The sequence below is a fragment of the Inquilinus ginsengisoli genome (assembly GCF_050434925.1).
GTDB classification, from domain to species: Bacteria; Pseudomonadota; Alphaproteobacteria; order DSM-16000; family Inquilinaceae; genus Inquilinus; species Inquilinus ginsengisoli_B.
In genome coordinates this window covers 6658235-6683717 of the sequence record NZ_JBNDJK010000001.1, presented here as the reverse complement: position 1 = coordinate 6683717, position 25483 = coordinate 6658235, and the positions used below count along the sequence as shown (strand labels likewise).

The window sequence follows — 25483 nt, the reverse complement described above, 5'->3', positions numbered from 1 at the left end:
GTGTGTCCTCCCAGACATTGTGTGTTTGTCAGCTGGTCTCGCGCAGGCCCTGCCGCCGCGGCGGCGGCCGGGCACCCCGGCGCGCGGCCATCGCCACCGCCGCGGATTCGTCGATGATCAGGTCGGTCACCATGCCGCTCGCCAGCGCCGCGGTGATGGCGTCGGCCTTGATCGCGCCGCCGGCGATGGCGACGACGCGGCGGCCCTTCAGGTCGTCCAGCCCGACGCTCAGCGCCCGGTCGTTGACCTCGGAGGCGACGCGCCGGCCCTCGGCGTCGAGGAACTGGCCGACCAGGTCGCCGACCGCGCCCTGGGCCCGCAAATCGTCATATTCCTCGCGGGTCAGCACGCCGGTCTGCAGCATATGCGCCTGCGGCCCCAGCTCGCCGACGCCGACCAGGCACAACGTCGCCCGGTGGGCCAGGGCCAGCACCGCCTGGACGCTCTTCTGCGACAGCATCACCGCCTTGTCGCCCAGGCTGTCGGCGGCCATCGGCACCGGCATGAAATAGCCCTCGCCGCCGGTCTTGTCGGCCAGGCGCTGCACCACGTCGAACGGATTGGCGGAGGATTTGCGGGTCAGGCTGCCCAGCAGCGAGACGAACTTGGTCTCGGGTGCCGCGACCCGCGGCAACCGGTTGACCAGCGCGGCCAGGGTGCGGCCGTGGCTGACGCCGATCACCTTGTCGCCGGCCGTCTCGAGATAGCGGGAGAGATAGGCCGCGCCCTCGGCGCCGAGCGCCTCGAAGGGCTGGTCCTCCTCGTCGATCGCCGGGACGACGCGGCAGAAGCCGAGGCCGTAGCGGTCGATCAGCCCGTCCTCCAGCTTCAGGCATTCGGCCGGGCGGCCGGCGATGTGGACGCTGACCAGCCCCAGCTCCTCGGCCAGCGAGATCAGCCGGTGCACCTTGACCCGCGACACGCCGAGCCGGTCGGCGATCTCGCCCTGGGTCAGGCGGCGCACATAGGACAGCCACGCGGCGCGCGTGGCCAGGCTGACCTGGTCGTCCATCCCGTCTCCAGCCCCGTTGTTCCGGCGTGTAATTTTTTACACTGACTGAACAGAATTTCATCGTGGCGCGGATCGCCGCCGCCGTCAACCCTCGGAGAGGACAGGTTCGCGGGGGTGTTCGAGGACCGGCGAAAGGGAAGCGATCAGCCGAGCGAGATGACGGCCAGCCCGTCGCCAAGCACCCGGGCGGCCGCATCCACCACGTGCTGGTGGTGCGTGAACACCACCATCTGCACCCTGTCGGAAATCGCCGCCAACGCCTTCAGGCCATGCGCCGTCCGCGCCTCGTCGAAACTGGCGAAGATGTCGTCGACGACGAACGGTGCCGGCTCCGCCCGGTTGGCGTAGCCATCGAGATAGGCCAGGCGCAGCGCCAGGTACAGCTGGTCCCGGGTGCCCTCGCTCATGCCCTGGATCGGAACCGTGCGGCCGTCCGGCCGGCGACCGACCAGGCGCGGCGTGTCGCCGTCATCATACTCCTGGACCACGCCGTCATAGCTGTCGCCGGTCAGCATCGCGAACAGCGCTCCGGCCCGGGCCAGGAGCGGATCTTCCTGGCTGGCCCGATGGCGCTCGACCGCGGCGCCGATCATCAGCGCCCCGATCTTGCGCACCGCCCAGTTGCGGGCCGCCTCGACCAGCTCGGCTTCCGCATTCCGCCGCTGCTGCGCCGCGATCTCGGCGCCGACACCCATCTCCAGCTCGGCACGGCGGCGCAGCGCCCGGTCCTGCTCGGCGAAGGTCTCCTGGGCGGCATGGTCGAGGGCCTCGTCCGCCTGGGCGAGGTCCTGCAGACGCGCCTCGGCCGTATCGGCATCGAACTCGGCCAGCGCGGTCCGCAGCGCGGCTTCGTCCAGCCCATCCGATTGCAGGACAAGCTGCGTCCGCTGCTCGGCGATTGCGGTGACCAGGCTATCCTGCTCCGTCCATCGGGCGTGCAGCACGCCGAGGTCCAGACCCGGCGGCAGGCCGGAGGCGAGCTGGTCGCGGCTCCGCTCCGCCTCGGCCAGGGTGTGTCGGGCGTCGGCACGGGCGCGATCCGCCCGGTCCAGATGCTCGATCGCGGCAGCGCGCCGGCCGGCCGCGGCTCTCGCTGCCGTGACGCGCTCGTGCAGGATTGTGACCGCGGCATCCGCCGGCAGGGTGGCGAGATCGGGTGCCAGGCGGGCGATCAGGTCGTCGGCGCGCCGTTCGAACTCCGCGATATCGCGGCGCAGGCCGGCAACGCGCCGGGCACGATTGTCGAGCTCCCGAAGGGTTGCCGGCACTTCGCGCCAGACCGCCAGCGCCGCCTCCGCCCCGTCGATCGACGTCGACGAGGCTTGGCCGATGCCCGGTGCCGACTCGGCCCAGAGGGTGGTCCAGGCCTCCAGGTCGGCGGCCGTCTCGATCTCCGCGGCGCGCAGCGCTTCGATGCGGCGCTGTCCGTCGTCGATGCGCGTCGCCAGGCCCCGCGCCTTGTCCCAGCCATTCGCCAGAGCCTCGAGATGCTGGCGGAGGCGGGCGGCGACCAGGCCCGGCTCCAGCGGGCCGAGAGCAGGCAGGCCGGATGCGGCGGCAATCGCCTGCAGGGTGGGAACGATGTCGTCCACCATCCGATCGATCACGGCCACCCGATCCTGCTGTGCCTCGACCGCGTCGCGGCGCTGCAGCAAGGTCTCCACCGCCGCCACCCAGGCGGTCATCTCGGCCGGCGTTCTGGGCGTGACCGCGAGGTCGGTCCATAGGCCCTGCCATTCATCCGCCGCCTCGCGCCGGCGCGTCTCCACGGCAGCCAGGCGATCCTGCGCTGCCGCGGCCTGCTGCCGGGCCTGGACCAGGTTCCGGGTCTCGACCGCATGCTCGCCGACGCGCGCCGCATCGGCCCGTGCCTCATCCGCCAGCTGGTCGGCCTCGGCCGCAAGCCGTTCGAAGCGGGCGACCGCGCCGGCAAGCGCACCGCCGTGCGGAGCGCCGGGCTCGTCGAACAGGGCTCCGCGCAGCCGCTCCCACACCTGATCACGCTCCTGGCGAAGGGCGGTGATGCGCTCGGCCGACGGCACCGGCCGGCTCGTCGCAAGCGCCTCGAGTTTCGCCTCGATGGCGGTGATCGTGGTCGCCGCCGCGGCGATCTGATCCCGCTCGCGCCGCTCCTGCGTGGCCAGGTCGTCCTCGATGCCGCGGTGTCGTCCGATGGCCTCCGCACCCGGGCGGGGCGCGGAGGCGACGGCATCGAGATCCGTCACCGGCGGCATCAGCCGGGCCGCCGCTTCCGCCAGACCCCGGCGCTCGGTCCGGATCTCCCGGTCGAGCTCGGCCCGGCGGTCGAGCTGCTGCAGGACGGGTTCGATCGCGCCGAGCCGCTGCTGCAGCGGCCGCGGGTCGCTGAGGCCGCCCTGTTCGGCCTGCTGACGCTGAAGCTCGGCGAGGGTGGCCGTCTCGCGTTCGATCGCGGCCCGTTGCCCGCGCCGCGTCTCCGCCAAGGTCCGGCCGTCGGCGATCAGGCGCTGAAGCTGCGCCTGCGCCGCGTCGCTCGGCTGGACTGTCTGGATCGCGCCGGGGTCTTGGCCGAGACGGCCAGCCAGCGCGGCCAGGGTCTGCTCCAGCTCATCGAGCTCCGCCTGGATGCGGGGCAGGTCGCGCCGGCTCGCGGCATAGCCGCCGCTCTCGCCGAAGATCTGCACGACCTGATCGGCGGCTGCGGTCAGGGCCTCGTCCACGACGATGCCGCCGAGGTCCTGCTGCGCCGTGGCCAGGTCCGCCTCCGCCCGCCGCAGCGCCTCCTCGGCCCGGGTGACGGCGTCGAGGCTGTCGCGCAGCGCTTCGGCGGTGCCGCGAGCAAGCTGCGGCAGGTCGGCGAAGCCGTCGAGCCGGGTGAGATGGTCGTCGAGCAGCCGCATCAGCGGGCCGACACGTTTCAGCCGCGCCAGCTGTGATCGCGCCGTGGCGATCCCGTTCCGCTGCACCCTGATGTCGCCGAGGCGGGCGGCAAGGCTGTCGATCGACTCGTTGAGCGCCTTCCAGTCGCCGGCCCTCAGCTCGGAGTCGCGGATCGCCTTGCGCGCGTCTTCGAAGCGATCGAGCGCCTGGTAGAAGCGGCGATCCTTCGACGCGCGCGGGGCAAAGATGGCGCTGGCCTCATCCTCCAGGCTCCGCCGCAGATCGCTCAAGCCCCGCAGGCCGGAGGCCGCGGCGAACAGGCTGGCGCCGGCCTCGCCGTCGCTGCGCAGCATGTCCTCGGCGCCGCGGCGCAGGGTCTCGGCGTTGAGCCCGAAGGCGCGGCAGAACACGTCGCGCGTCAGGCCGCCGAGATAGGGCAGCAGGGCGTCGTCCGCGATCGGGCTGTCGTCGGGCCCCAGCAGCGTGTTCTTGGTGCCCTTGCGCCGACGGAAGCTGAGGCGGCCGCCATCCCGGCCAGTGATCTCGGCGCCGATCCGCAGTTCCTTGCCCTCGTGCAGGAAGTCGTAGCGGGTCACCCGCTCGATGCCGAACAGCAGGTCGGTGATGGCGGCCAGGGCGCAGCTCTTGCCCGCCTCGTTCGGTCCGTGAACGACATTCAGCTTCGCCTCCGGCGGGAAGCTCAGCGTCCGGCCGGTGAAGGGGCCGTAGCGGTCGAGGTCCAGTCGCAGCAGGCGCATCGGTCAGCGCACCGCGCCGGCTGACGCCCGGGCGACCAGCATCGCCCGCGCCTCTTCCAGCAGCGCGCCCAGATCCGAGGTGAACGGCGGCCCATCGCTCGCGATCCCGCCTGGCAGCTTGCTCGCGACGGTGGCGACCAGCTCGGCCGCCCGCGCCTGGAACTGTGGGTCCTGCTCCAGGCTACCGAGCAGAGCGGAGAGGTCGAGCGCGGCCAGGGCGTCGTCGGCCGCGGGGTGGGGATCCACCGTCTCGATCCGCAGGCGTTCGAGCCAGATGTCCTCATGGATCCGGTTGGCGGCGGCCTGGACCTCGTCGGCGATCCGATCCGGATCGGCCGTCAGCCGGCGGTGCAGCGGCGTGCTGCCGGTCAGCCGGACGCGCAGGGCCAGCAGCCGCCCTTCCGCCGCCGCGGCCTCCGGCGCGATGGCCTCCTCGATCCGCCGCAGGGCGCCGGCTTCAGCCTCGACGCCGGTCAGGTCGATGGCGGCGATAGCCCAGCGGGCCCGATCGAGGGCAAGGCGCCTGGTCCCGGCGATGTGGCCGTCGGCGACGTCGACCAGGACGGCACCCTTCGGGCCGCATTCCCGGACGCTGCGGCCCTGCAGATTGCCCGGGTAGACGATCCAGGGGTCGCGCGACAGCTCCTCATACTCATGGACGTGGCCCAGCGCCCAGTACTGGTAGCCGCGCGAGGCCAGGTCCTGGACGGTGCAGGGGGCGTAGGCCGCATGGCCCGGCCGGCCGTCGCAGGAGGTGTGCAGCACGCCGATATTGACCCAGCCGGGCACCGGGTCGGGGTAGCCCAGCGCGTAGTTCTCGGGAACGGCGCGGTCGGGGAAGCCGCGGCCATGCAGGGCGACCTTCAGACTCTCGATCCGGAACGTCCCGGCCCGGCCGGTCGGGAACTCCGAAACGCAGTCGGGAAGCGAGATCGTCTTGGTCACGACGCTCTCGGCGTCGTGGTTGCCCTTCAGCAGGTACAGCGGAATGCCGGCCCGGTCCAGCCGCGCCACCTCGCGGTTGAAGAACAGGCCGATCGACGTGTCGCGCCACTCGCCGTCATAGACATCGCCGGCGATGACGACGAAGGCGACCTCCGCCTCGATTGCCCGGGTGACGAGATCGGAGAAGGCCTCGCGGCTGGCCGAGGCGAAGCGCCGGGCCACCTCCGCGTCCTTGAGGCCGAGGCCCGTCAGCGGGCTGCCGAGATGCAGATCGGCGGCGTGCAGGAATGTGAATCGCATTTGCCCACCTTAGGGCCGGACACGGCAGCATGAAACACCAGGCAGCCCTTAACATTCGCGGGCAACCGGTCTAGCTTGCCGGCGGCCAGGCAGGCCGCAGGCAGAATTCCGGAGCGAGCGGTGGTTGCGAACATTCTCCACGAACTTCCCGTCGGCAAGCGTGTCGGCATTGCATTCTCGGGCGGTCTGGACACCAGCGCTGCGGTGCACTGGATGCGGGAAAAGGGCGCGCGCCCCTGCGCCTATACCGCCAATCTCGGCCAGCCCGACGAGACCGACTACGACGACATTCCGCGCAAGGCCCTCGCCTATGGCGCCGAGACGGCGCGGCTGATCGACTGCCGGACGCAGCTGGTCGCCGAGGGCATCGCCGCCATCCAGTGCGGCGCCTTCCACATCAGCACGGCCGGGGCGACCTATTTCAACACCACGCCGCTGGGGCGCGCGGTGACCGGCACCCTGCTGGTCGAGGCGATGCGCGAGGACGGGGTCGACATCTGGGGCGACGGCAGCACCTACAAGGGCAACGACATCGAGCGGTTCTACCGCTACGGCCTGCTCGTGAACCCGAACCTGCAGGTCTACAAGCCGTGGCTCGACCAGCGCTTCATCGACGAGCTCGGCGGCCGCAAGGAGATGAGCGAGTACATGGCCGCGGCGGGGTTCGAGTACAAAGCCTCCGTCGAGAAGGCCTACTCCACCGACAGCAACATCCTGGGCGCCACGCATGAGGCGAAGGACCTCGAGTTCCTGAGCACCGGGATCAACATCGTCAAGCCGATCATGGGCGTGGCGTTCTGGCGCGACGACGTCGCGGTGAAGGCCGAGACGGTGTCGGTGCGGTTCGAGGAAGGCCGACCGGTCGCCCTGAACGGGCAGAGCTTCGCCGACGCGCTGGCCCTGTTCACCGAGGCCAACGTCATCGGCGGCCGGCACGGCCTCGGCATGTGCGACCAGATCGAGAACCGCATCATCGAGGCGAAGAGCCGCGGCATCTACGAGGCGCCCGGCATGGCGCTGCTGCACATCGCCTATGAGCGGCTGGTGACCGGCATCCACAACGAGGACACGATCGAGCAGTATCGCAGCAACGGCCGCCGCCTCGGCCGGCTGCTGTACCAGGGCCGCTGGTTCGACCCGCAGAGCCTGATGCTCCGGGAGTCGGCCCATCGCTGGATCGCGCGCGCGGTGACCGGCGAGGTGACGATCGAGCTGCGCCGCGGCAACGACTACTCGCTGCTCGACACCACCAGCCCGAACCTGACCTACGATCCGGAGCGGCTGACGATGGAGAGCGGCGCCGGCGCCTTCACTCCGGCCGACCGGATCGGACAGCTGACCATGCGCAACATGGACATCGCCGACACGCGCGAGAAGCTGGCGGTCTACTTCCAGACCGGGCTGCTGGGCGGCGCGGACGGGACCCTGTCGCTGCCGCGTCCGGACGCCGCCAAGAAGCCGTAGCCGATCGCCTTGCGCTGCGACCCGACACGAAGCCCCGTCTCGCGAAGGCGGGGCTTCGCCGTTCCGGATCGGCTCACGCGCGCTCCGCCCGGCCCCGTCCGAGGAGCAGGGCCAGCGATCCGGCCAGAACGACCACGGACAGGGCCGTCCCCAGGCCGAACAGCCAGGCGTAGCCGAAGCGGTCCGCCAGGGTGCCGGACAGCACCGATCCCAGCAGATAGGCCGCATACTGGGCGCAGGCCAGCATGGTGAAGTCGGTGCCGGGCTGGGTGGGCGAGGCCACGGCCATGAACAGGCTGAACAGCACCACCAGCTCGGTGTAGCGGATCAGCGTCTGCAGCGCCGCGGCGCCGAACAGCAGCGGCAGACCGGGCAGCAGCCCGGCGGCGTGCAGCGCGAAGACCAGGCAGGCCAGCACCCTGAGCGTGCCGATCAGCCCGAGCGCGACCGCCGGGCCGCGGCGCTGCAACAGCCAGGCCAAGAGCGCGGTCCCGGCCACGCCGGCGACGGCGGCCGAGGCGCCGGCGAGGGCGGCGATGGCGTCGAGGCCGACATGGGCATCGACCAGATACGGCGCCTCCATCGGCTTCACCAGGCCCTCGCCGGCCCGGAACAGCAGGGCGATCCACAGGATGTGCCGCGCTTCCGGCCGTTGCAGGAAGGCCATGATCCTGGGCCGGGGCCGCGGTGCCGAATCCTCCGTGCCCCGGTGCTCCCGCATCGCCGGCACCGCCGCCAGCGGCAGCAGGCACAGCCCGGCCATGCCAAGTATCATCCCGGACCAGCCGAGTTGATGGTAGAGGATGAGGCCGAGGCTGCCGCCCAGCACCACGCCGGCCGCCGCCGCACCGCTCTGCACCGCATTGCCCGCCGCCCGCCGGCCCGGCGGCAGCGCCAAGGTGGCGTAGCCGTCGGTGGCGATATCCTGGGTCGAGACCAGCATGGCGATGGCGAAGGCGATCGGGATGAAGCCGAGCAGGTCGCCGGGGCGGATCAGCAACAGCGCCAGCACCGCCAGCACCACGCCGGCCTGGGTCAGCACGATCCAGCCGCCTCGGTGCGCCCGGGCGATCGGGCGCATCCGATCGACCAGCGGTGCCCACAGGAACTTCAGCACGCCCGGGATCGCCAGCAGGCCCAGATAGCCGAGCGCCGTACGGGTCACCCCCTCCTGCCGCAGAATCGGCGGCATCGCGGTCAGGAACAGCGAGACCGGGATCGCCTGGGCGAGATAAAGGCCGGCCAGCACCAGAAGCAGCCGGGGCGGCCCGGCGTCGACGGGTCCGGAGGCGGCGACGGTCGTCATTCCGGCACCAGCCCGGCCAGCGGCGGCGGCAGGCGCAGGCCGGGCACTGCGGCGCACAGCCGGCCGGCCCGCAGCGCCGTGGCCGGGTCGGCCGGATCCTGCGCCAGCAGCAGCTCGGTCCCCGCTGTCACCAACAGGGCATACAGCCGGTGGCGCGCCTGAGCCACCGGTGGCAGCCGGATGCCGGGCAGCAGCGGGCCACGGACCAGGCCGACTGCCAGGTCGAAGGCGGCGAGGCGGGCCGCCATCCCGGCCGCCGGGTCCTGGACGGCCGCGAGGGCGGCGCCCAGCCGCGCCACGTCGGTCCGCACCTGGCCCGGCGCGAGGCCGAGACGGTCGTCCTCATGCCGGATCGCTCGCGCGCCGATCAGCTTGCGCAGCCGGTAGACCGTGGTGCGCAGCGCCGGGATGGCACGGTCGCCGTCCAGCTCCGGCCACAGCTGGTCGGCCAGCTCCTCCTGGGCCCAGCCCTCGGCCGGCCCGGCGATCAGGCACCACAGCAGCTCCATCGGCTTGCGCTGCGCCTTGCCGGTGCCCATGGCGACGGGCGCCCCGTCGACCTGCACCGCGAAGCCGCCGAAGGCGCGGATCTCGACCGGGAAGGGCCACAGCGCATGCGCCCCCAATGGCGGCGGCAGGTCCCACAGTGCGATCACCCGCCGCGTCGCGCCGGGCTCGGCGCCGGCAGCCAGGGCTCGGTCGGCCAGTCGGGCCAGGGCCGGGCGGTTCATCCCGGCGATCCGGCGGAAGCCCAGGCGGCCGGCGGCCCCGGCGACGCGGTTCCACGGTTCCACCATATCGTCGCCCTTGGCCAGGAAGGCTTCGGCCAGGTCGGCATGCAGCAGGAAGGTGGCGTTGCCGGTGCGTGCCGCCACCTGGCGCAGCGTCTCGACATGCGGCCGTGCCGCCTCGTCCCCGGCCATCGCGAAGGCGGTCGCCAGCAACAGGCACTGGACCGCGACCTGGTGCGGCCCGCCATGGCGCCGGGCATAGTCCAGCGCCTGCCCGGCCTCGGCGACCGCGGTCGCCGTGTCGCCGGCGCACAGTGCCACCACGGCGCGGAGATGGTGCAGCCCGATGAAATCGGTGCGGCGCCAGCGCTGCCGGGCGCAGGCGGCGTAGCGCTGCAGCATGGAGTCGGCTGCGGCGCGATCGCCCGCGGTCGCCACCGCCTGGACCACGACCCAGAAGGCGTTGGTCAGGCGGTGCGAGACGCGGCGGTCGCCGGCGAAGGCCACCACCTCGTCGGTCAGCCGGCGCAGCATCGCGTCGTCGCCGTCGAGATAGGCCTCGGACAGGGCGGCGTAATACCAGGTCATGACCGACAGGGGCGCCATGTTCCGCTGCCGAGCCAGCCCCTCCAGCCGGCCCAGGAAGGGGCGGGCCGCGGCCAGGTCGCCGCGCCACCAGATCAGGTGGTTGACCAGCACGCTGCCCAGCAGCAGCTGGACTGTCGGCGGCAGGAAAGGCAGGGCCGCCTCGATCCAGCGCCGCGCCTCCCCGGCGTCCGGGTGGTCCGGCCAGCCGATCAGGATCGCCATGCAGCGGGTGATCATCAGGGTCTTGCTGGTCGCCGGCGGCAGCGCGTCGCTTAGCCGCGGCAGGGCGGCGTCGATCTCCTCGACCAGCCGCGGCAGCTCGCGGAAGTCGAAGAAATCGGACAGCACCGCTCGGGCCTCTCCGTTCAGCGCCATGGCGTAGTCCAGCGGCGCCGTTTCCGGTTCCAGCGACCGGCGGATCTCGGCCAAGGCCCGCTGCGCCTCGCGCGGCTCGTAGGGCATCCGGGCATAGGCCAGCCAGATGCGCAGCCGTGGCCGGGCCGCGATCTCAGCCGGGAACAGCTCGATCGCGTCGCGCAGCTCGCGGTTGCGGCCGGCCAACGACATCGTCGCCGCCTGGTCCAGCACCAGCTCCAGCGCCTCGTCCCCGGCGCGGGCGGCCAGCAGCAGACGGGCCGCGGCCAGCACCTCGCCGCGCCGGCCGAGCAGCCGGGCCGCCCCCGCCCTGGCCCAATTCAGCGCCGGCGCCGGCAGTTCCGCCCCGGCCGCCTGCTCCAGCGCCATCTGGAAGGCGTCCTGCTTGCGGAACCCCCCGCCCGGCAGGCGCGAGACCAGCCCGCCAGCGCCGGCCAGGCGGTCCAGCAGCGCCGATGCTCCGTCCCCGCCCAGCTCGGCCCATTCGGTGGCGCCGCCCTCCTGCAGGAACGCCGTGGCCAGCAGCACCCGCCGCTCCGCCGCGTCGTTCCCGCCCGGCGTGCCGACCTGCAACAGGGCGGGCGACAGCGCGGCCAGCACGCCGGGCATCCAGCCGCCGGCCCGGCGCAGGCAGGCCAGGAACAGTGCCTGCGGCAGCGAGCGGCCACCCGGCATGTCGCGCGCGAAATCCGGATATTCGGCGGCGGTGACGCGCAGATCCGTGATCGGTGCCGGCGCGGCGGCCGCGTCGGGCGGGTCGAGCCGCGACAGGCACAGGATCCGGTCCGCCGGCGGCAGCGCCGCAGCCAGCACCGGCAGCAGGGCGATCGTCACCGCCTCGGGCGGCACATGATGGACATCGTCGAAGACGATCAGCCGGGGGCCGGCCGGCCGACCCGGGGGGACTGCGTCCAGCCAGCGCCGCACGGCCCCGGCGATCGCGGCGAAGTCCTCCGGCGTCGGCTCCGGCGGGATGTCGGTGCCGAAGCCATGCGCCAGGCCCAGGAAGCCGCCGAGCGTGGCAAAGAGGCGCAGCGGGTCGGCGTCGGTCTCCTCGACCGCATACCACAGCACCGTGGCGCCGTCGGCCGGGCGCCAGCGCGACCCGGCCCAGGCGGCGGCTAGCGCGGTCTTGCCGGCGCCGGGCGGGGCCGTGACCCACAGCGGGGCCCGCGGCGGCGCCTGGTCCAGCCGATCGAACAGCCGGGTGCGCAGCACCAGCCCCGCGGCCGGCGGCGCGCCCGGCGCGTCCAGGTCGCCGGTGTCTTCCTGCCGACCCAATGCCCGCATCTCCGGCCCCTTGGCCAAGGCGGCTGCCCGGCCATCCGGGCGGCGCCCGGATGATGGGAAAATTTTATCAAGCCGGCAATCGGTGATGCATCTGTGACGGGATCGGGAGGAGCGACCTCGTATGGTGCCGTCCGGCTGCCGCCGGCCGGCACACCAGAGGGAGACATGACATGGCCAACTACACATTTTCCGTCGACGGGCCCGAGACCGGCTCGGTCGGCCCCGGTGAATTCGCCATCGTCAACAATCTCGCCTTCTTCGACACCACCGACACGGTGACCGGGGCGGCGAACGCCACCCTCGGCTTCGGCATCGCCGGCAACCTCGTTCTCTACCTGACCGGCTATGGCGGGATCACCGGCTTCGGCATCGTCAACGCCCAGGCCACCGGCAGCCTCGACCTGACCATCGGCCAGGACTTCTACGACGCCAACCTGGCCGCGGGGGCGCATCTCACGGTCCAGGGCACCGGCAGCACCGTGACGCTCGACGCCAATGGCCTCAACGGCGAGCGTCCGGTGGACCTGATCTCCTTCTCCGCCGGGAACGACGTGCTCACCGGCGGCGGCGGCGGCGACAACCTCTATGGCGGGGCGGGCGCCGACCAGCTCGACGGGGGCGCCGGCTTCGATCTCGCCCGCTACGACAACGCCGCCGCCGGCGTTATTGCCGACCTGCAGACCGGGGGCAGCAAGGGGGATGCCCTGGGCGATGTCTACACCGGCATCGAAGGTCTCGTCGGCTCCGCCTTCGATGACATGCTGACCGGCGATGGCGGGGCGAATGTCCTGTCCAGCGGTGGCGGCGAGGACCGGCTCGAGGGTGGCGCCGGCAACGACGTGCTCCTCGGCGGCGCCGGCACGGACACCCTGACTGGCGGCGCCGGCGCCGATCATCTGGACGGCGGCGACGGCCCTTTCGACAACGCCATCTATGCCCTCTCCCCGGCCGGGGTGACGGTCGACCTGTCGCTCGGCATCGGCCATGGCGGCGACGCAGAAGGCGACACGCTCTCCGGCATCGACGCTGTGAACGGCTCGTTCTTCTTCGATGACACGCTGATCGGTGACGGCGCCGCGAACTACCTCTTTGGTTTGGGCGGCAACGACAGGCTCGACGGCGGCGCCGGCGCCGACCTCCTCGTCGGCGCCGCCACCCCCGACGACACCGGCGACACCGGCGTCGACACGGCGGGCTACTCGACCTCGACGGCCGGGGTGACGGTCGATCTCATCTCCGGCACAGGCCATGGCGGCGATGCCGAGGGCGACAGGCTGAGCGGGATCGAGAACCTGATCGGGTCGGCGCTGGCCGACCGGCTGATCGCCGGGGCCGGGGCGAACGCCCTGACCGGAGGCGCCGGCGACGATGCCCTGCATGGCGGGGCCGGGGCCGATGTGCTGGAGGGCGGCGACGGCGTCGACCAGGCGGATTACCGCGGCTCGGCCGCCGCCGTCGCCGTCGACCTGCTGGCCCACACCGCCGCGGGCGGTGACGCCCAGGGCGATACGCTGACCGGCATCGAGACCCTGTTCGGGTCCAGCCTCGACGACCATCTGACCGGCGACGACGGCCGCACCATCCTCGGCGGCGGCAACGGCGCCGACACGCTCATCGGCAATGGCGGCGACGATGCCCTGGCCGGGGAGGCCGGCGACGACAGCCTCGACGGCGGCGACGGCGCCGACCGCCTGATCGGCGGCGCCGGGCTCGACACCATCCATGGCGGCATCGGCAACGACTCTGTCGACGGCGGCAGCGAGAACGACCAGGTCTTCGGCGAGGCCGGCAACGACAACCTTGCCGGCGGCGCCGGCGACGACCGGCTCGAGGGTGGCGACGGCAATGATGTGCTCGACGGCGGCGCCGGGGCCGACACCCTGGTCGGTGGCGCCGGCATCGACACCATCAGCTACACCGCCTCGGCCGCCGGAATCACCGTCAGCCTCGCCACCGGCACGGCGGAGGGCGACAGCTTCTCCGGCATCGAGCAGGTGCTGGGTTCGGCCCAGGTCGACACGCTGACCGGCGACGCCGTTGCCAATACTCTGTGGGGTCTCGACGGCGACGACGTGCTCGCCGGAGGTGGCGGCGGCGATGCGCTGAAGGGCGGCGCCGGCAACGACCGCTTCGTCTACACCGCCCTGTCCGACAGCGCGGTCTCGGGCCTCGGCAAGGACGCCATCCTCGACTTCGCGACCGGCGACGTGATCGACCTGTCGGCGATCGACGCGGACGGCAACTCCACCAACGGCGACACCGCCTTCACCTTCGGCACCGGCGACTACACCCGCCACGCCGGGGAACTGCGGGTGGTGACGTCCGGAGCGATCCAGGTGGTCTATGCCGACGTCAACGGCGACAAGGTCTCGGACTTCGCCATCAACATCGTCTCCGACCACCCGCTCACCGCCGGTGACTTCGTGCTCTAGGGCCGCCGCCGCGCATCAACCCAGGGAGTCACGTCATGGCCAACTACACCTTCACCGTCGACGGGCCCGAGACCACCTCGATCGGATCCGGCGAATTCGGCACCGTCAACAATCTCGCCTTCTTCGACACCACCGACACGGTGACCGGGGCTGTGGGCGCCACCCTCGACTTCGGCATCATCGGCAATCTGGTCCTGGCCCTGACCGGCTATGCCGGGATCAAAGGCTTCAACGTCGTCAACGCCGTGACCACCGGCAGCGTCGACCTGACCATCGGCCAGGATTTCTACGACGCCAACATCACCGGCGCGGTGGTCCTCACGGTCCAGGGCACCGCCCAGGGCGGCACCGTGACGCTCAACGCCGGCGGGCTGGGCAGGGGCACCTTTGTGGACCTGATCTCCTTCTCGGCCGGGAACGACGTGCTCACCGGCGGGGCCGGCACCAACGGCTTCAGCGGCGGGGCGGGCGCCGACCAGCTCAACGGCGGCGCCGGCTTCGATGTCGCCCACTACGACAACGCCTCCGCCGCCGTGGTCGTCAACCTGCAGACCGGCGTCAACCAGGGGGATGCCCAGGGTGACGTCTACACCAGCATCGAAGCGGCCGTCGGCTCCGCCTTCGATGACACCCTGACCGGCGACGGCGCGGCGAACTTCCTTCACGGCGCGGCCGGCAACGACGTGCTGGTGGGAGGTGCGGGCGCCGATGCGCTGAACGGAAGCAGCGGCGTCGACACGGCGGATTATTCCGCCTCGTCGGTCGCGGTGAGGGTCGATATGTCGCTCGGCACCAGCCTCGGCGGCGACGCCGAGGGCGACGGGCTGACGAGCATCGAGAACCTCACCGGCTCCGCCTTCCGCGACCAATTGACCGGCAACGCCGCGGACAACACTCTCACCGGCGGTGCGGGCGATGACGGCCTGGTCGGGCGTGGTGGCGCCGATCGCCTGATCGGCGGCGACGGCGTTCTCGACGTCGCCTCCTACGCCGACTCCGCCGTCGCGGTGACGATCGACCTGTCGCTCGGCACCGGCCATGGCGGCGACGCCGAAGGCGACACGCTCTCCGGCATCGAAGGCGTGGACGGCTCCTTCTTCGACGACATCCTGAGCGGTGACGGCGGCGGGAATGTGCTCGCTGGCGAAGTCGGCGACGACAGGCTGATCGGCGGCGCCGGCGACGACCTCCTCATCGGCGACAGCGATCTGCCGACGGACACCGGCGATGATGTGCTGGTCGGCGGCGCCGGCGCCGACCGCCTGTATGGCGACTTCCCGGGAGTGCACTCCGATACCGGCATCGACACGGCGGACTATTCCGCCTCGGCCGCCGGGGTCACGGTCGATCTCATCTCCGGCACCGGCCTCGGCGGCGATGCCCAAGGCGACACGCTGTTCCAGATCGACGACCTCGTCGGGTCGGCGCTGGCGGACCGGCTGATCAGCGGGGCCGGGACGAACGCCCTGACCGGCGGCGCCGGCGACGATGCCCTGCACGGCGGGACCGGGGCCGATGCGCTGGACGGCGGCGCCGGCATCGATCAGGCAGACTACCGCGGCTCGACCGCGGCTGTCGTTATCGACCTGCTGGCCCACACCGCCGCGGGCGGCGACGCCCAGGGCGATGGGCTGACCGGCATCGAAAACCTGTTCGGGTCGAGCTTCGACGATCAGCTGTCGGGTGATGACGGCCGCACCATTTTCGGCGGCGGCAACGGCGCCGACATGCTGATCGGCCGCGGCGGCGACGATTCCCTGGCGGGCGAGGCCGGCAACGACAGCCTCAACGGCGGGGCCGGCAACGACCGCCTCATCGGCGGCGCCGGCGTCGACACCATCCATGGTGGCATCGGCAACGACTCCGTCGACGCCGGCAGCGAGAATGACCAGGTCTTCGGCGAGGCCGGCAACGACAGCCTTGCCGGCGGCGCCGGCAACGACCGGCTCGAGGGCGGCGACGGCAACGATGTGCTCGACGGCGGCACCGGGGCCGACACCCTGGTCGGTGGGGCGGGCATCGACACCATCTTCTATGCCGCCTCGGCCGCCGGAGTGACCGTCAGCCTCGCCACCGGCACCGCCGAGGGCGACAGCTTCTCGGGCATCGAGCAGGTGCTGGGCTCCGCCTTCGCGGACACGCTGACCGGCGATGCGAACGCCAACACCCTGTGGGGCCTGGCCGGCAACGACGTGCTCAGGGGAAGTGGCGGCGGCGACATGCTGAAGGGCGACGGCGGCAACGACCGCTTCGTCTACGCCGCCCTCTCCGACAGCGCCGTCTCCGGCCTCGGCAAGGACACCATCGCCGACTTCACGGCCGGCGACCGCATCGACCTGTCGGCGATCGACGCCGACGGCAATCCGGCCAACGGCGATACCGCCTTCAGCTTCGGCACCGGCGCCTTCACCGGCACCGGCGCAGAGCTGCGGGTGGTGACGTCCGGGGGCGTCCAGGTGGTCTACGCCGACATCAACGGCGACAAGGTGCCGGACTTCGCCGTCAACGTCGTCTCCGATCACCCGCTCACCGCCGCGGATTTCGTGCTCTGAGGGCGCTCACTCCCCGCGCAGCACCGTGGTGGAGAGCGGCGGCAGGGAGATCACCAGCCGGTCGTGGCCGTCCGCCTCACGGATGGCCACGGGGGGGCGCTCGGCGGCGATGCCGCCGCCGCCATAGACTCGGGCATCGGTGTTGAGGATCTCGCGCCACTGCCGGCCCTGCGGCACCCGGATGCCGTAATCCGGCCGCGGCACCGGGGTGAAGTTGCACACCACCAGGATCGGCGGGTCGCCCTCGGCGCCCAGCCGCAGATAGGCGAAGACGCTGGCCTCGGCATCGCCGGCCACGGTCCAGGCGAAGCCGGCGGGTTCGGCGTCGCGCCGGTGCAGCGCCGGCTCGGCCCGGTAGATCCGGTTCAGGTCGCGCACCAGCCGCTGCATGCCGCGATGCAGCGGGTCGTCCAGCAGGTGCCAGTCCAGCTGGGCGTCGTGGTTCCACTCCCGCTCCTGGCCGAACTCGCCGCCCATGAACAGCAGCTTCTTGCCAGGCGAGCTCCACATGAAGCCGAAATAGGCGCGCAGATTGGCGAAGCGCTGCCAGGTGTCGCCCGGCATGCGGCCCAGCAGCGACCCTTTGCCGTAAACCACCTCGTCATGCGACAGCGGCAGCATGAAGCGCTCGCTGAAGGCGTAGAGCAGCCCGAAGGTCATCGCGTTGTGGTGGTATTTGCGATGAATCGGGTCCTGCGCAATGTAGCCGAGCGTGTCGTGCATCCACCCCATGTTCCACTTGTAATTGAAGCCGAGGCCGCCCTCCGACACCGGCGCGGTCACGCCGGGCCAGGCGGTCGATTCCTCGGCGATCACCACGGCGTCGGGGTGGCGCTCGGCCACCAGCGCGTTCAGCCGGCGCAGGAAGGCGATCGATTCCAGGTTCTCGCGTCCGCCGTGGACGTTGGGGATCCATTCGCCCGGGTTGCGGCTGTAGTCGCGATAGAGCATGGACGCGACCGCATCCACGCGCAGCCCGTCGACATGGTAGCGGTCCAGCCATTCCAGGGCGCTGGCCAGCAGGAATGCGGCCACCTCGGTGCGGCCGAGATTGTAGATCCAGGTGTTCCAGTCGCGATGGAAGCCCTCGCGGGGGTCGTCGTATTCGTACAAGGCGGTGCCGTCGAAGCGGTGCAGACCATGGGCGTCGCCGGGGAAATGCGCCGGCACCCAGTCGACCAGCACGCCGATGCCGGCCCGATGGCAGGAATCGACGAAGCGGGCGAAGGCCTCCGGCGGCCCGAACCGTGCGGTCGGGGCGAACAGGCCGAGCGGCTGGTAGCCCCAGCTGCCGGTGAACGGGTGCTCGGCGATCGGCATCAGCTCGAGATGGGTGAAGCCCATGCCGGCGACATAGGGCACCAGCCGCTCCGCCAAGCCGTCCCAACTGAACGGCTTTCCGTCCTCGCCATGCAGCCAGGAGCCGGCGTGCAGCTCGTAGATCGAGATCGGGGCGGAGGCGGCCTGCCGCTCGGCCCGGCCCTGCATCCAGTCGCCGTCGGTCCAGCGGAAGGGCAGGGGCAGCGGCACCACCGAGGCGGTGCGCGGCGGCGGCTCGGTCTCGCGCGCCAGCGGGTCGGCCCGTTGCGGCAGCGCATGGCCGTGCCGGTCCACCAGCTCGAACTTGTAGAGGTCGCCGTCGGCGACGCGCGGGATGAACATCTCCCAGATGCCGCCGTGATGGCGCAGCCGCATCGGATGGCGCCGGCCGTCCCAGCTGTTGAATTCGCCGACCACCGAGGCGCGGCTGGCATTCGGCGCCCAGACGGCGAAGCGGGTGCCCTCGACGCCATCGATCGTCACCACCCGGGCACCCAGGCAGCGCCGCACCGCCTCCGGATCGCCGGCAGCCAGAGCGTGCAGGTCGGGATCGTCCAGCAGCACCCCGAAGCCATAGGGATCTTCGGTCTCCTGCACCGCGCCGCCGGGCCAGGTGATGCGCAGCAGATAGGGCTCGTCTTCGTCGAGGACGCCGGCGAACACCCCGGCCGGGTGGACGAGCTTCAACCTTGCCAGGCGGCGGCCATCCATCCGCGCCACCGCCTCGACCTTGTCGGCATTGGGCAGGCAGGCGCGGACCGCGGTGCCGTCCCCGGTCGGGTGGGGGCCGAGCATCGCGAAGGGATCGCCATGGCGTCCTGCCGCGATCGCGTCCAGGGCGGCGGGATCGAGGCCGGTCGGCAGTGCGATATCAGGCATCGGTCAGAACCTTCGCTTCGGCGGCGAGCTGGTCGAGAAGGGCGGCCAGGCCGCGGATCGGCAGGCCGATCCAGCCGGGGCGGTTTGCCGCCTCGTAGCGGATCTCGTAGGCCGCTTTCTGCAGCGAGAACAACGCGATCAGCGCCTCTTCGGCCTCCGGCGTCGCCCAGGGATGCGGCGCCGCCCGCGCGACCGCGCGATAGGCCTCGAGGAAGGCCTGCGACGCCTCGCTTCGATACCGCTGCAGCAGGGCGGTCCGCTGCTGCCGCATCGCCTCGGGGATGGAATCATGCGTGGCGTCGTCGGCCGTGGCCGCGGCATAGTCGATCGACCGCAGCAGGCCGGCGACGTCGCGCAGCGGGCTCGATTTGTGCCGGCGCTCGGCGATCGGCCGGGTCGGCTCGCCCTCGAAATCGATCAGATAGGCGTCGCCCTGCGCCACCAGCACCTGGCCGAGATGGAAGTCGCCATGGACGCGGGTCTGCAGCGACCCCCGTCCGGCGTCTGCCAGGCGCTCGACCAGCCGGGCCAGCCCGTCCTGTCCGGCCAGCAGCCGCTTCGCCGCCGCTTCCGTCGCCGCATCCGGCCAGTCGCGCATCGCCGCGACCGTGGCGATCGCACCGTCGATCTCGACCCGGGCCTCCTCGATCCAGCCGCGCACCGTCCCGGCATCCACCGGCTCCGGCGCGAAGGCGGGGTCGTCGGAGGGCCGGGCCAGAACGGTGTGGATCTCGGCCAGCCGCCGGCCGATCGCCGCGGCGAAACCGGCCTCGTCGGCGAAACCCTCCTCGCCGCCGGCGCCGTCGGTCAGCGTCATCTCGTCCACCGTCCGCCGCAGATTGTCCAGGCTCCAGCCCCAGCCGTCGCCCTGGTTTCGGACAAAGCCCTGGACGATCGCCAGGGTCCGCGGCTCGCCATCGGCGCCGATCCGCACCACCTCGCCGAACAACGGGGCGATGTTGCCGGCGCCATGCTCGGTCAGATAGCGCCCCATCTCGGCTTCGGGATGGATGCCGGGGCGGATCCGCCGGATCACCTTGAGCACCAGCTTGTCGCCCATCACCAGCGAGCTGTTCGACTGCTCGGCGGCGAGCCACTGGATCTCGACATCCGGCGGCAGCTCGAAGCCCTCCATCCGTGTCGTCGGCCGGAACCGGATCTCCCCGTCTTCGGTGGGCACCGTGCGGCCGGTCTGCAGCCCGTCGATCAGGGCCAGCGGCAGCTCGCGCAGCGAGAAGGCGTCGGTCAGGAAGCCGACGCGCCGGCCGCGCCGGACCCGGGCGACGGCCAATTGCTGCTGCAGCGCCGGCAGGCCGCCATCCTCCCAGGCGATGCCGAGCGGCACCTGGTAGCAATCCGTCGTGCCCCCGGCGGTCGTCTCCACCTGGGTCAGCATCAGATCGGTCCCCGGCAGCGGCGTCGCCTTGGCGATGCGGACGCTGTCGATGCGTCGGTCCTTGGCCGCGAACCAGCGGCGCTTCGGCAGATAGGCCGGCAGGCTCTCCGTCTCCAGGATCTGCCGCGACGCCGACGACAGCACATCGGCCAGGCCGTCGCGCAGCACCAGGGTGACGAATTCCGGCATCTGCTCGGGCGGCTCCTGGTGCCAGCGCGGCGCCGTGGCGTCGGCGTGCAGATGGAACCAGTAGAAGCCGTAGGGCGGCAGCGTCAGCAGATAGGTCAGCTGGCCGATCGGCGGGAACACGGTGTCGCCGGTCATCTCGACCGGCGAGCGGCCCTCGAAATCGGCGAGGTCCAGCTCCACCGCCTGCGGCGCCCGCGACAGGTTGGCGACGCACAGGATGGTCTCGTCCTCGAAGCTGCGCAGATAGGCCAGGATCTTGCGGTTGCCGGGATACAGGAAGCGCAGCGTGCCGCGGCCGAAGGCGCGGTGCCGGCGGCGCAGCGCCAGCATCCGGCGGGTCCAGTTCAGCAGCGAATGCGGGTCGCGCCCCTGGGATTCGACATTCACCGCCGGAAAGCCGTACAGCGCGTCCATGATCGCCGGCAGCACCAGCTTCTCCGGATCGGCGCGGGAGAAGCCGCCGTTGCGGTCGGGCGACCATTGCATCGGCGTGCGCACGCCGTCGCGGTCGCCGAGATGGATGTTGTCGCCCATGCCGATCTCGTCGCCGTAATACAGCACCGGCGTCCCCGGCATCGACAGCAGCAGGCTGTTCATCAGCTCCATGCGCCGGCGGTCGCGCTCGAGCAGCGGCGCCAGGCGGCGGCGGATGCCGAGGTTGATCCGGGCGCGCCGGTCGGCGGCGTAGGTCTCCCACAGATAGTCGCGCTCGCTGTCGGTCACCATCTCGAGCGTCAGCTCGTCATGGTTGCGCAGGAAGATCGCCCATTGGCAATTCTCAGGGATCTCCGGCGTCTGGCGCATGATGTCGCTGATCGGGAACCGGTCCTCGCGCGCGATCGCCATGTACATGCGCGGCATCAGCGGGAAGTGGAACGCCATGTGGCATTCGTCGCCGCGGCCGAAATACTCCTGCGTGTCCTCCGGCCACTGGTTGGCCTCGGCCAGCAGCATGCGGCCCGGGTAATGCGTGTCGAGATAGGCGCGGATCTGCTTCAGCACCGCGTGGGTCTCGGGCAGGTTCTCGTTCGAGGTGCCCTCGCGCTCGACCAGATAGGGGATGGCGTCGAGGCGCAGCCCATCGACCCCGAGGTCGAGCCAGAACCGCATCACCCGCAGCACCGACGCCAGCACCCGTGGATTGTCGAAGTTCAGGTCCGGCTGGTGCGAGTAGAAGCGATGCCAGAAATAGGCGCCGGCCACCGGGTCCCAGGTCCAGTTCGACGTCTCGGTGTCGAGGAAGATGATCCTGGTGCCGGCATAGGCCTGGTCGGTGTCGGACCAGACGTAGAAGTTCCGGGCCGAGGAGCCTGGCTTGGCCCGCCGCGCCCGCTGGAACCAGGGGTGCTGGTCGGAGGTGTGGTTGATCACCACCTCGGTGATCACCCGCAGCCCGCGGCGGTGCGCCTCGGCGATGAAGCGGCGCGCATCGGCCATGGTGCCGTAATCCGGATGCACCTCGGTATAGGCGGCGATGTCGTAGCCGTCGTCGCGCCGGGGCGAGGGGTAGAAGGGCAGCAGCCACAACGTGTCGACGCCCAGGCTGGCGATGTAGTCCAGCTTCGAGATCAGCCCCTTGAAGTCGCCGATCCCGTCGTCATTGGCATCGAAGAACGACTTCACATGCAGCTGATAGATGACCGCGTCCTTGTACCAGGTCGGGTCGTCGAAGCCGGGGGCGGGGGAATGGTTCGCCATGGTCAAACCTCCTGCGCCGGACGGACGCGCCAGATCGCGAAGGGCGCGGCAGGGTCGAGGCGGATGTGCTGGATCTTGCCGTGCCAGGTGATTGCGCGGCCGGTCATCAGGTCCTCGGCCGCCAGGGCGCCGTGGTCCGGCAGGCCCCATTCCCACAACGGGATCTCGATATCGGCTTCCTGCGGCCGGTGCGGGTCGAGATTCACGACGACCAGCAGGACGTTGCCGCGGTCCGGCGTCGCCTTGCCGTAGTAGAGGATGCTGTCGTTGAAGGCGTTGTAGAAGGTCAGGCCCAGATGGCTGTGCAGCGCCGGGTTGGCGTGGCGGATCCGGTTCAGCCGGGTGATCTCGGCGACGATGTTGCCGGGCCGGTCCCAGTCCCAGGCGCGCAGCTGGTATTTCTCGCTGTCGAGATACTCCTCCTTGCCCGGGACGGCCCGCGCCTCGCACAGCTCGAAGCCGTTATACATGCCCCACAGGCCGGACAGAGTGGTCGCCAGCGCGGCGCGGATCAGGAAGCCCGGGCGGCCGCTGGTCTGCAGGAACTGCGGGTTGATGTCCGGCGTGTTGACGAAGAAGTGCGGCCGGAAGAAATCCTTCGGCGCCGTCGTGGTCAGCTCGGTCAGGTAGCTGGTCAGATCCGCCTTGCTGTTGCGCCAGGTGAAGTAGGTGTAGCTCTGCGAGAAGCCGATCTTGGCCAGGCGATACATCACCTTCGGCCGGGTGAAAGCCTCGGCCAGGAACACCACGCCGGGGTCGCGGCTGCGGATGTCGGCGATCAGCCATTCCCAGAACGGGAAGGGCTTGGTGTGCGGATTGTCGACCCGGAACAGCCGCACCCCCTCGCCGACCCAGAAGGCGACGATGTCGCGCAGGGCCCGCCACATGTCGGGCAGCGCCGCCTCGGCGTAGAACTCGACATTGACGATGTCCTCATACTTCTTCGGCGGGTTCTCGGCGTAGCGGATCGACCCGTCCGGCCGCCAGCCGAACCAGCCCGGATGCTCGCGCAGCCAGGGATGGTCGGGGGAGCATTGGACGGCGAAGTCCAGCGCCAGCTCCAGCCCGTGCTCCGCCGCCGCGTCGCGCAGCCGGCGGAAATCCTCGATGGTGCCGAGCTCGGGGTGGATCGCGTCATGCCCCCCTTCGTCCGAGCCGATGGCATAGGGGCTGCCGGGATCGTCCGGCCCGGGGGTCAGGCTGTTGTTGCGGCCCTTGCGATTCTTCCGGCCGATCGGGTGGATCGGCAGCAGGTACAGCACGTCGAAGCCCATGGCGCGGATCGCCGGCAGCCGCGGGATCACGTCGTCGAAGGTGCCGTGCCGGTTCGGGTCGCCGCTCTGCGACCGCGGGAACAGCTCGTACCAGCTGGCGAAGCCGGCGGCGCGGCGCTCCGCATCCACCGCCTGCGGCGGGTCCTGGCGGATGGCGAAGGGGCGTCGGTCGGCCCTGGCCATCAGCGCTGCGGTCTCCGGCGCCTGCAGCCGCGCCAGCCGGTCCGCCGGCGGCGCCTCGGTGAAGCCGGCCAGCAGCGCATCCAGCTCGGCCCGGATCCGGCCTCGGGCGGGGTTCTTGGCCTGCTCGACCAGCAGCCGGCCCTCCTCGATCTCGACGGTCAGGTCCAGCCCGGCCAGCTGCTTCTTGCGCAGGTCGGACAGGTAGGTGCCGAACACATCGCGCCAGGCCTCGACGGCGAAGAGGTAGCGCCCGATCCGCTCCAGCGGGAATTCCCCCGCCCAGCGGTCGTTGCCGATCGGCGCCATGCGCTGCTCGCGCCAGGCCCGCTCATCCTCCGGCCGCCACAGCAGGGCGACGGCGGTAATCTCGTGCCCGTCGGTGATCACGTCGGCCTCGACCCGGACGCTCTCGCCGGCGGTGCGCCGGACCGGGAAGCGCGGATGGCCGGGGGAGGGGGAGATCGCCTCGATCGCCACCCGCGGCGCGCGGATGGCGCGGGCCAGATCCAGCTCGGCGACGCGCGACGGGGCGGCGGCGACCGGCGCCGCGCGCGGCGCCTCCAGCACCCGGGTCTCGCCGGCGTCGAGCGTGATCGGTCCGTCCAGCCCGGCCGGCGCCGCGCCCGGCTTGCCCGTGCCCAGCTTGTCAATGAACGGGCCGAATTCGCCGCCGACGCCGCGCCGCACCGGCGCCGGCTGCAGCGTCGCCGGCCGGTGCAGGTCGGTGTTGGCCAGGATCAGCTCGGCCCGGTCCGGCGCCGCGCCGGCATCGCTGCGCAGCAGCGCGACCACCGTGGCCTCCGGGCCGGTCAGGCCGCGCAGCGCGGCGGCCCTGCCGTCCGGCCGGTCCAGCGCCGCGATCGTGGCGCCGATCTCCTCGCTCAGGTCGAACGGCGCCGTCTCGCGGGCCCAGCGCAGCTCGGCTTCGGCGGTGCCGATCGGCGTCTCGCGGGCGGCGAGCTCGAAGCCCATCGGCAGCAGCAGCCCGTCGCCCGCGGCGGCGGCCAGCCGCAGCGACCGCCGATAGGCGCGGCGCAGCAGCGCCGGGTGCCGCACAATCGCCGCCAGGCGTGGGCCGGCGGCCGGCTCGGGGGTGGTGATGGCCGGCAGCACCGGCGCCACCGGATCGGGCGGCGACCGGCGCCAGCTGTCGAGCAGCCCGGCGGTCGCGAGAGTGGCGTCGAAGCCGCTGTCGCGCAGCAGGGCCTGGTCCGCCGCCGGGTCGGCCCAGGCGCCGAACCAGATGTCGGCGGCCTCCTGGCGGGTCCCGGCGATGACGCCGCCCCATTGCCGGGCCTCGTCCGCGTCGGAGGCACCGCAGACGAAGCCGCCGATGCCCGCCTTCACCAGGGCCGCGAGCGCGCGCGCCAGCCCGGCATCCTTGCGCAGCACCACGTCCCGCCCGTCCGGCGCCCGGCGTGGGTCCGGCGGCTCATCGTCCGGCGGCGCCTGCCCCGCGCCCTTGGGCACGATCCGGCCCGCCAGGTCGAGCACGACGCCCAGCCCATGGCCGCGGCAGGCCGCGATGACGGAGTCCAGCGCGGCCGATCCCCAGGACTCCGGTGCCGCCGCGATCATGACATGGCCGAACCCCATCCGCGCAACATGCGGAAGGATGCTGCTCAGGACATCCGTCGGGATCGCCTCGGGACCGGCCGGGATGGAATAGAGATGGCGAGGCTGGGGTCGGGGTCCGGGCGGATTGTCATGGATGCGTCGACGCGACCGAAGTGCCTGTGCGGGCATTGCCCACCCCTCCCGACAGTGGCTTCTGTCCTCGTGAACGGGAGTGGCGTCGTGACGGTTCCTGTCTTTCCGGGACCGCCGCGCCTGCCATGGCGGAGCGGCTGGTTAACGGTGATGGAAAACAGCGAGTCTCTTACGGGCTGTGATTCCATTTTTAACTGTCATGCCCGGGCTTGACCCGGGCAT

At 71.7% G+C, this 25483-nt stretch carries 11 protein-coding genes; 3 read left to right on the top strand and 8 right to left on the bottom strand.

The window, feature by feature from the left end; all coding sequences use genetic code 11:
* Positions 1 to 28 precede the first annotated feature (28 nt).
* The 3 genes from QFZ27_RS31580 to QFZ27_RS31570 form a co-directional block, all read right to left on the bottom strand.
* Positions 29 to 1012, bottom strand: coding sequence for a sugar-binding transcriptional regulator (locus QFZ27_RS31580; protein WP_429230425.1), 984 nt, complete (start codon positions 1010 to 1012; stop codon positions 29 to 31).
* A gap of 143 nt (positions 1013 to 1155) precedes the next feature.
* Entirely contained in the window at positions 1156 to 4629 is a 3474-nt protein-coding gene (locus QFZ27_RS31575) for an AAA family ATPase (protein WP_429230424.1), read from the bottom strand.
* Between the two features lie 3 nt (positions 4630 to 4632).
* Positions 4633 to 5874 carry a metallophosphoesterase family protein gene (locus tag QFZ27_RS31570; protein WP_429230423.1) on the bottom strand — a complete coding sequence of 414 codons (1242 nt, stop codon included), beginning with the start codon at positions 5872 to 5874 and terminating at the stop codon, positions 4633 to 4635.
* A 120-nt stretch (positions 5875 to 5994) separates the two neighbouring features.
* On the opposite strand from QFZ27_RS31570, the gene argG reads away from it, so the two are divergent.
* Complete coding sequence (gene argG / locus QFZ27_RS31565) at positions 5995 to 7338, top strand: argininosuccinate synthase (RefSeq protein WP_429230422.1); 1344 nt, start codon at positions 5995 to 5997, stop codon at positions 7336 to 7338.
* Positions 7339 to 7411: 73 nt separating this feature from the next.
* On the opposite strand, the gene QFZ27_RS31560 is transcribed toward argG, so the two are convergent.
* Positions 7412 to 8644: an MFS transporter gene (locus QFZ27_RS31560; protein ID WP_429230421.1), complete on the bottom strand. Its 1233-nt coding sequence runs from the start codon at positions 8642 to 8644 to the stop codon at positions 7412 to 7414.
* The gene (locus QFZ27_RS31555; protein WP_429230420.1) at positions 8641 to 11628 is read right to left on the bottom strand and encodes a hypothetical protein; all 2988 of its coding nucleotides are present in this window, start codon (positions 11626 to 11628) and stop codon (positions 8641 to 8643) included. The genes QFZ27_RS31560 and QFZ27_RS31555 overlap by 4 nt, the downstream gene beginning before the upstream one ends.
* Positions 11629 to 11798: 170 nt before the next feature.
* Here QFZ27_RS31555 and QFZ27_RS31550 point away from each other — a divergent pair, with 170 nt between their 5' ends.
* A complete protein-coding gene (locus QFZ27_RS31550; RefSeq protein ID WP_429230419.1) occupies positions 11799 to 14060 on the top strand; it encodes a calcium-binding protein in 2262 nt (753 codons plus the stop codon).
* 35 nt (positions 14061 to 14095) lie between these two features.
* Positions 14096 to 16612, top strand: coding sequence for a beta strand repeat-containing protein (locus QFZ27_RS31545; RefSeq protein ID WP_429230418.1), 2517 nt, complete (start codon positions 14096 to 14098; stop codon positions 16610 to 16612).
* Between the two features lie 6 nt (positions 16613 to 16618).
* Here QFZ27_RS31545 and glgB read toward each other — a convergent pair whose 3' ends face one another.
* Genes glgB through QFZ27_RS31530 form a run of 3 tightly spaced genes read right to left on the bottom strand, consistent with a single transcriptional unit; the run spans position 16619 to position 25147 of the window.
* Positions 16619 to 18811, bottom strand: a complete 2193-nt coding sequence (glgB, locus tag QFZ27_RS31540) for a 1,4-alpha-glucan branching protein GlgB (RefSeq protein ID WP_429230417.1) — start codon at positions 18809 to 18811, stop codon at positions 16619 to 16621.
* Complete coding sequence (gene treS, locus QFZ27_RS31535) at positions 18804 to 22094, bottom strand: maltose alpha-D-glucosyltransferase (RefSeq protein WP_429230416.1); 3291 nt, start codon at positions 22092 to 22094, stop codon at positions 18804 to 18806. Before treS ends, glgB begins: the two co-directional genes overlap by 8 nt.
* Before the next feature lie 2 nt (positions 22095 to 22096).
* Positions 22097 to 25147, bottom strand: a complete 3051-nt coding sequence (locus tag QFZ27_RS31530) for an alpha-1,4-glucan--maltose-1-phosphate maltosyltransferase (protein ID WP_429230415.1) — start codon at positions 25145 to 25147, stop codon at positions 22097 to 22099.
* Between the last annotated feature and the right edge of the window lie 336 nt (positions 25148 to 25483).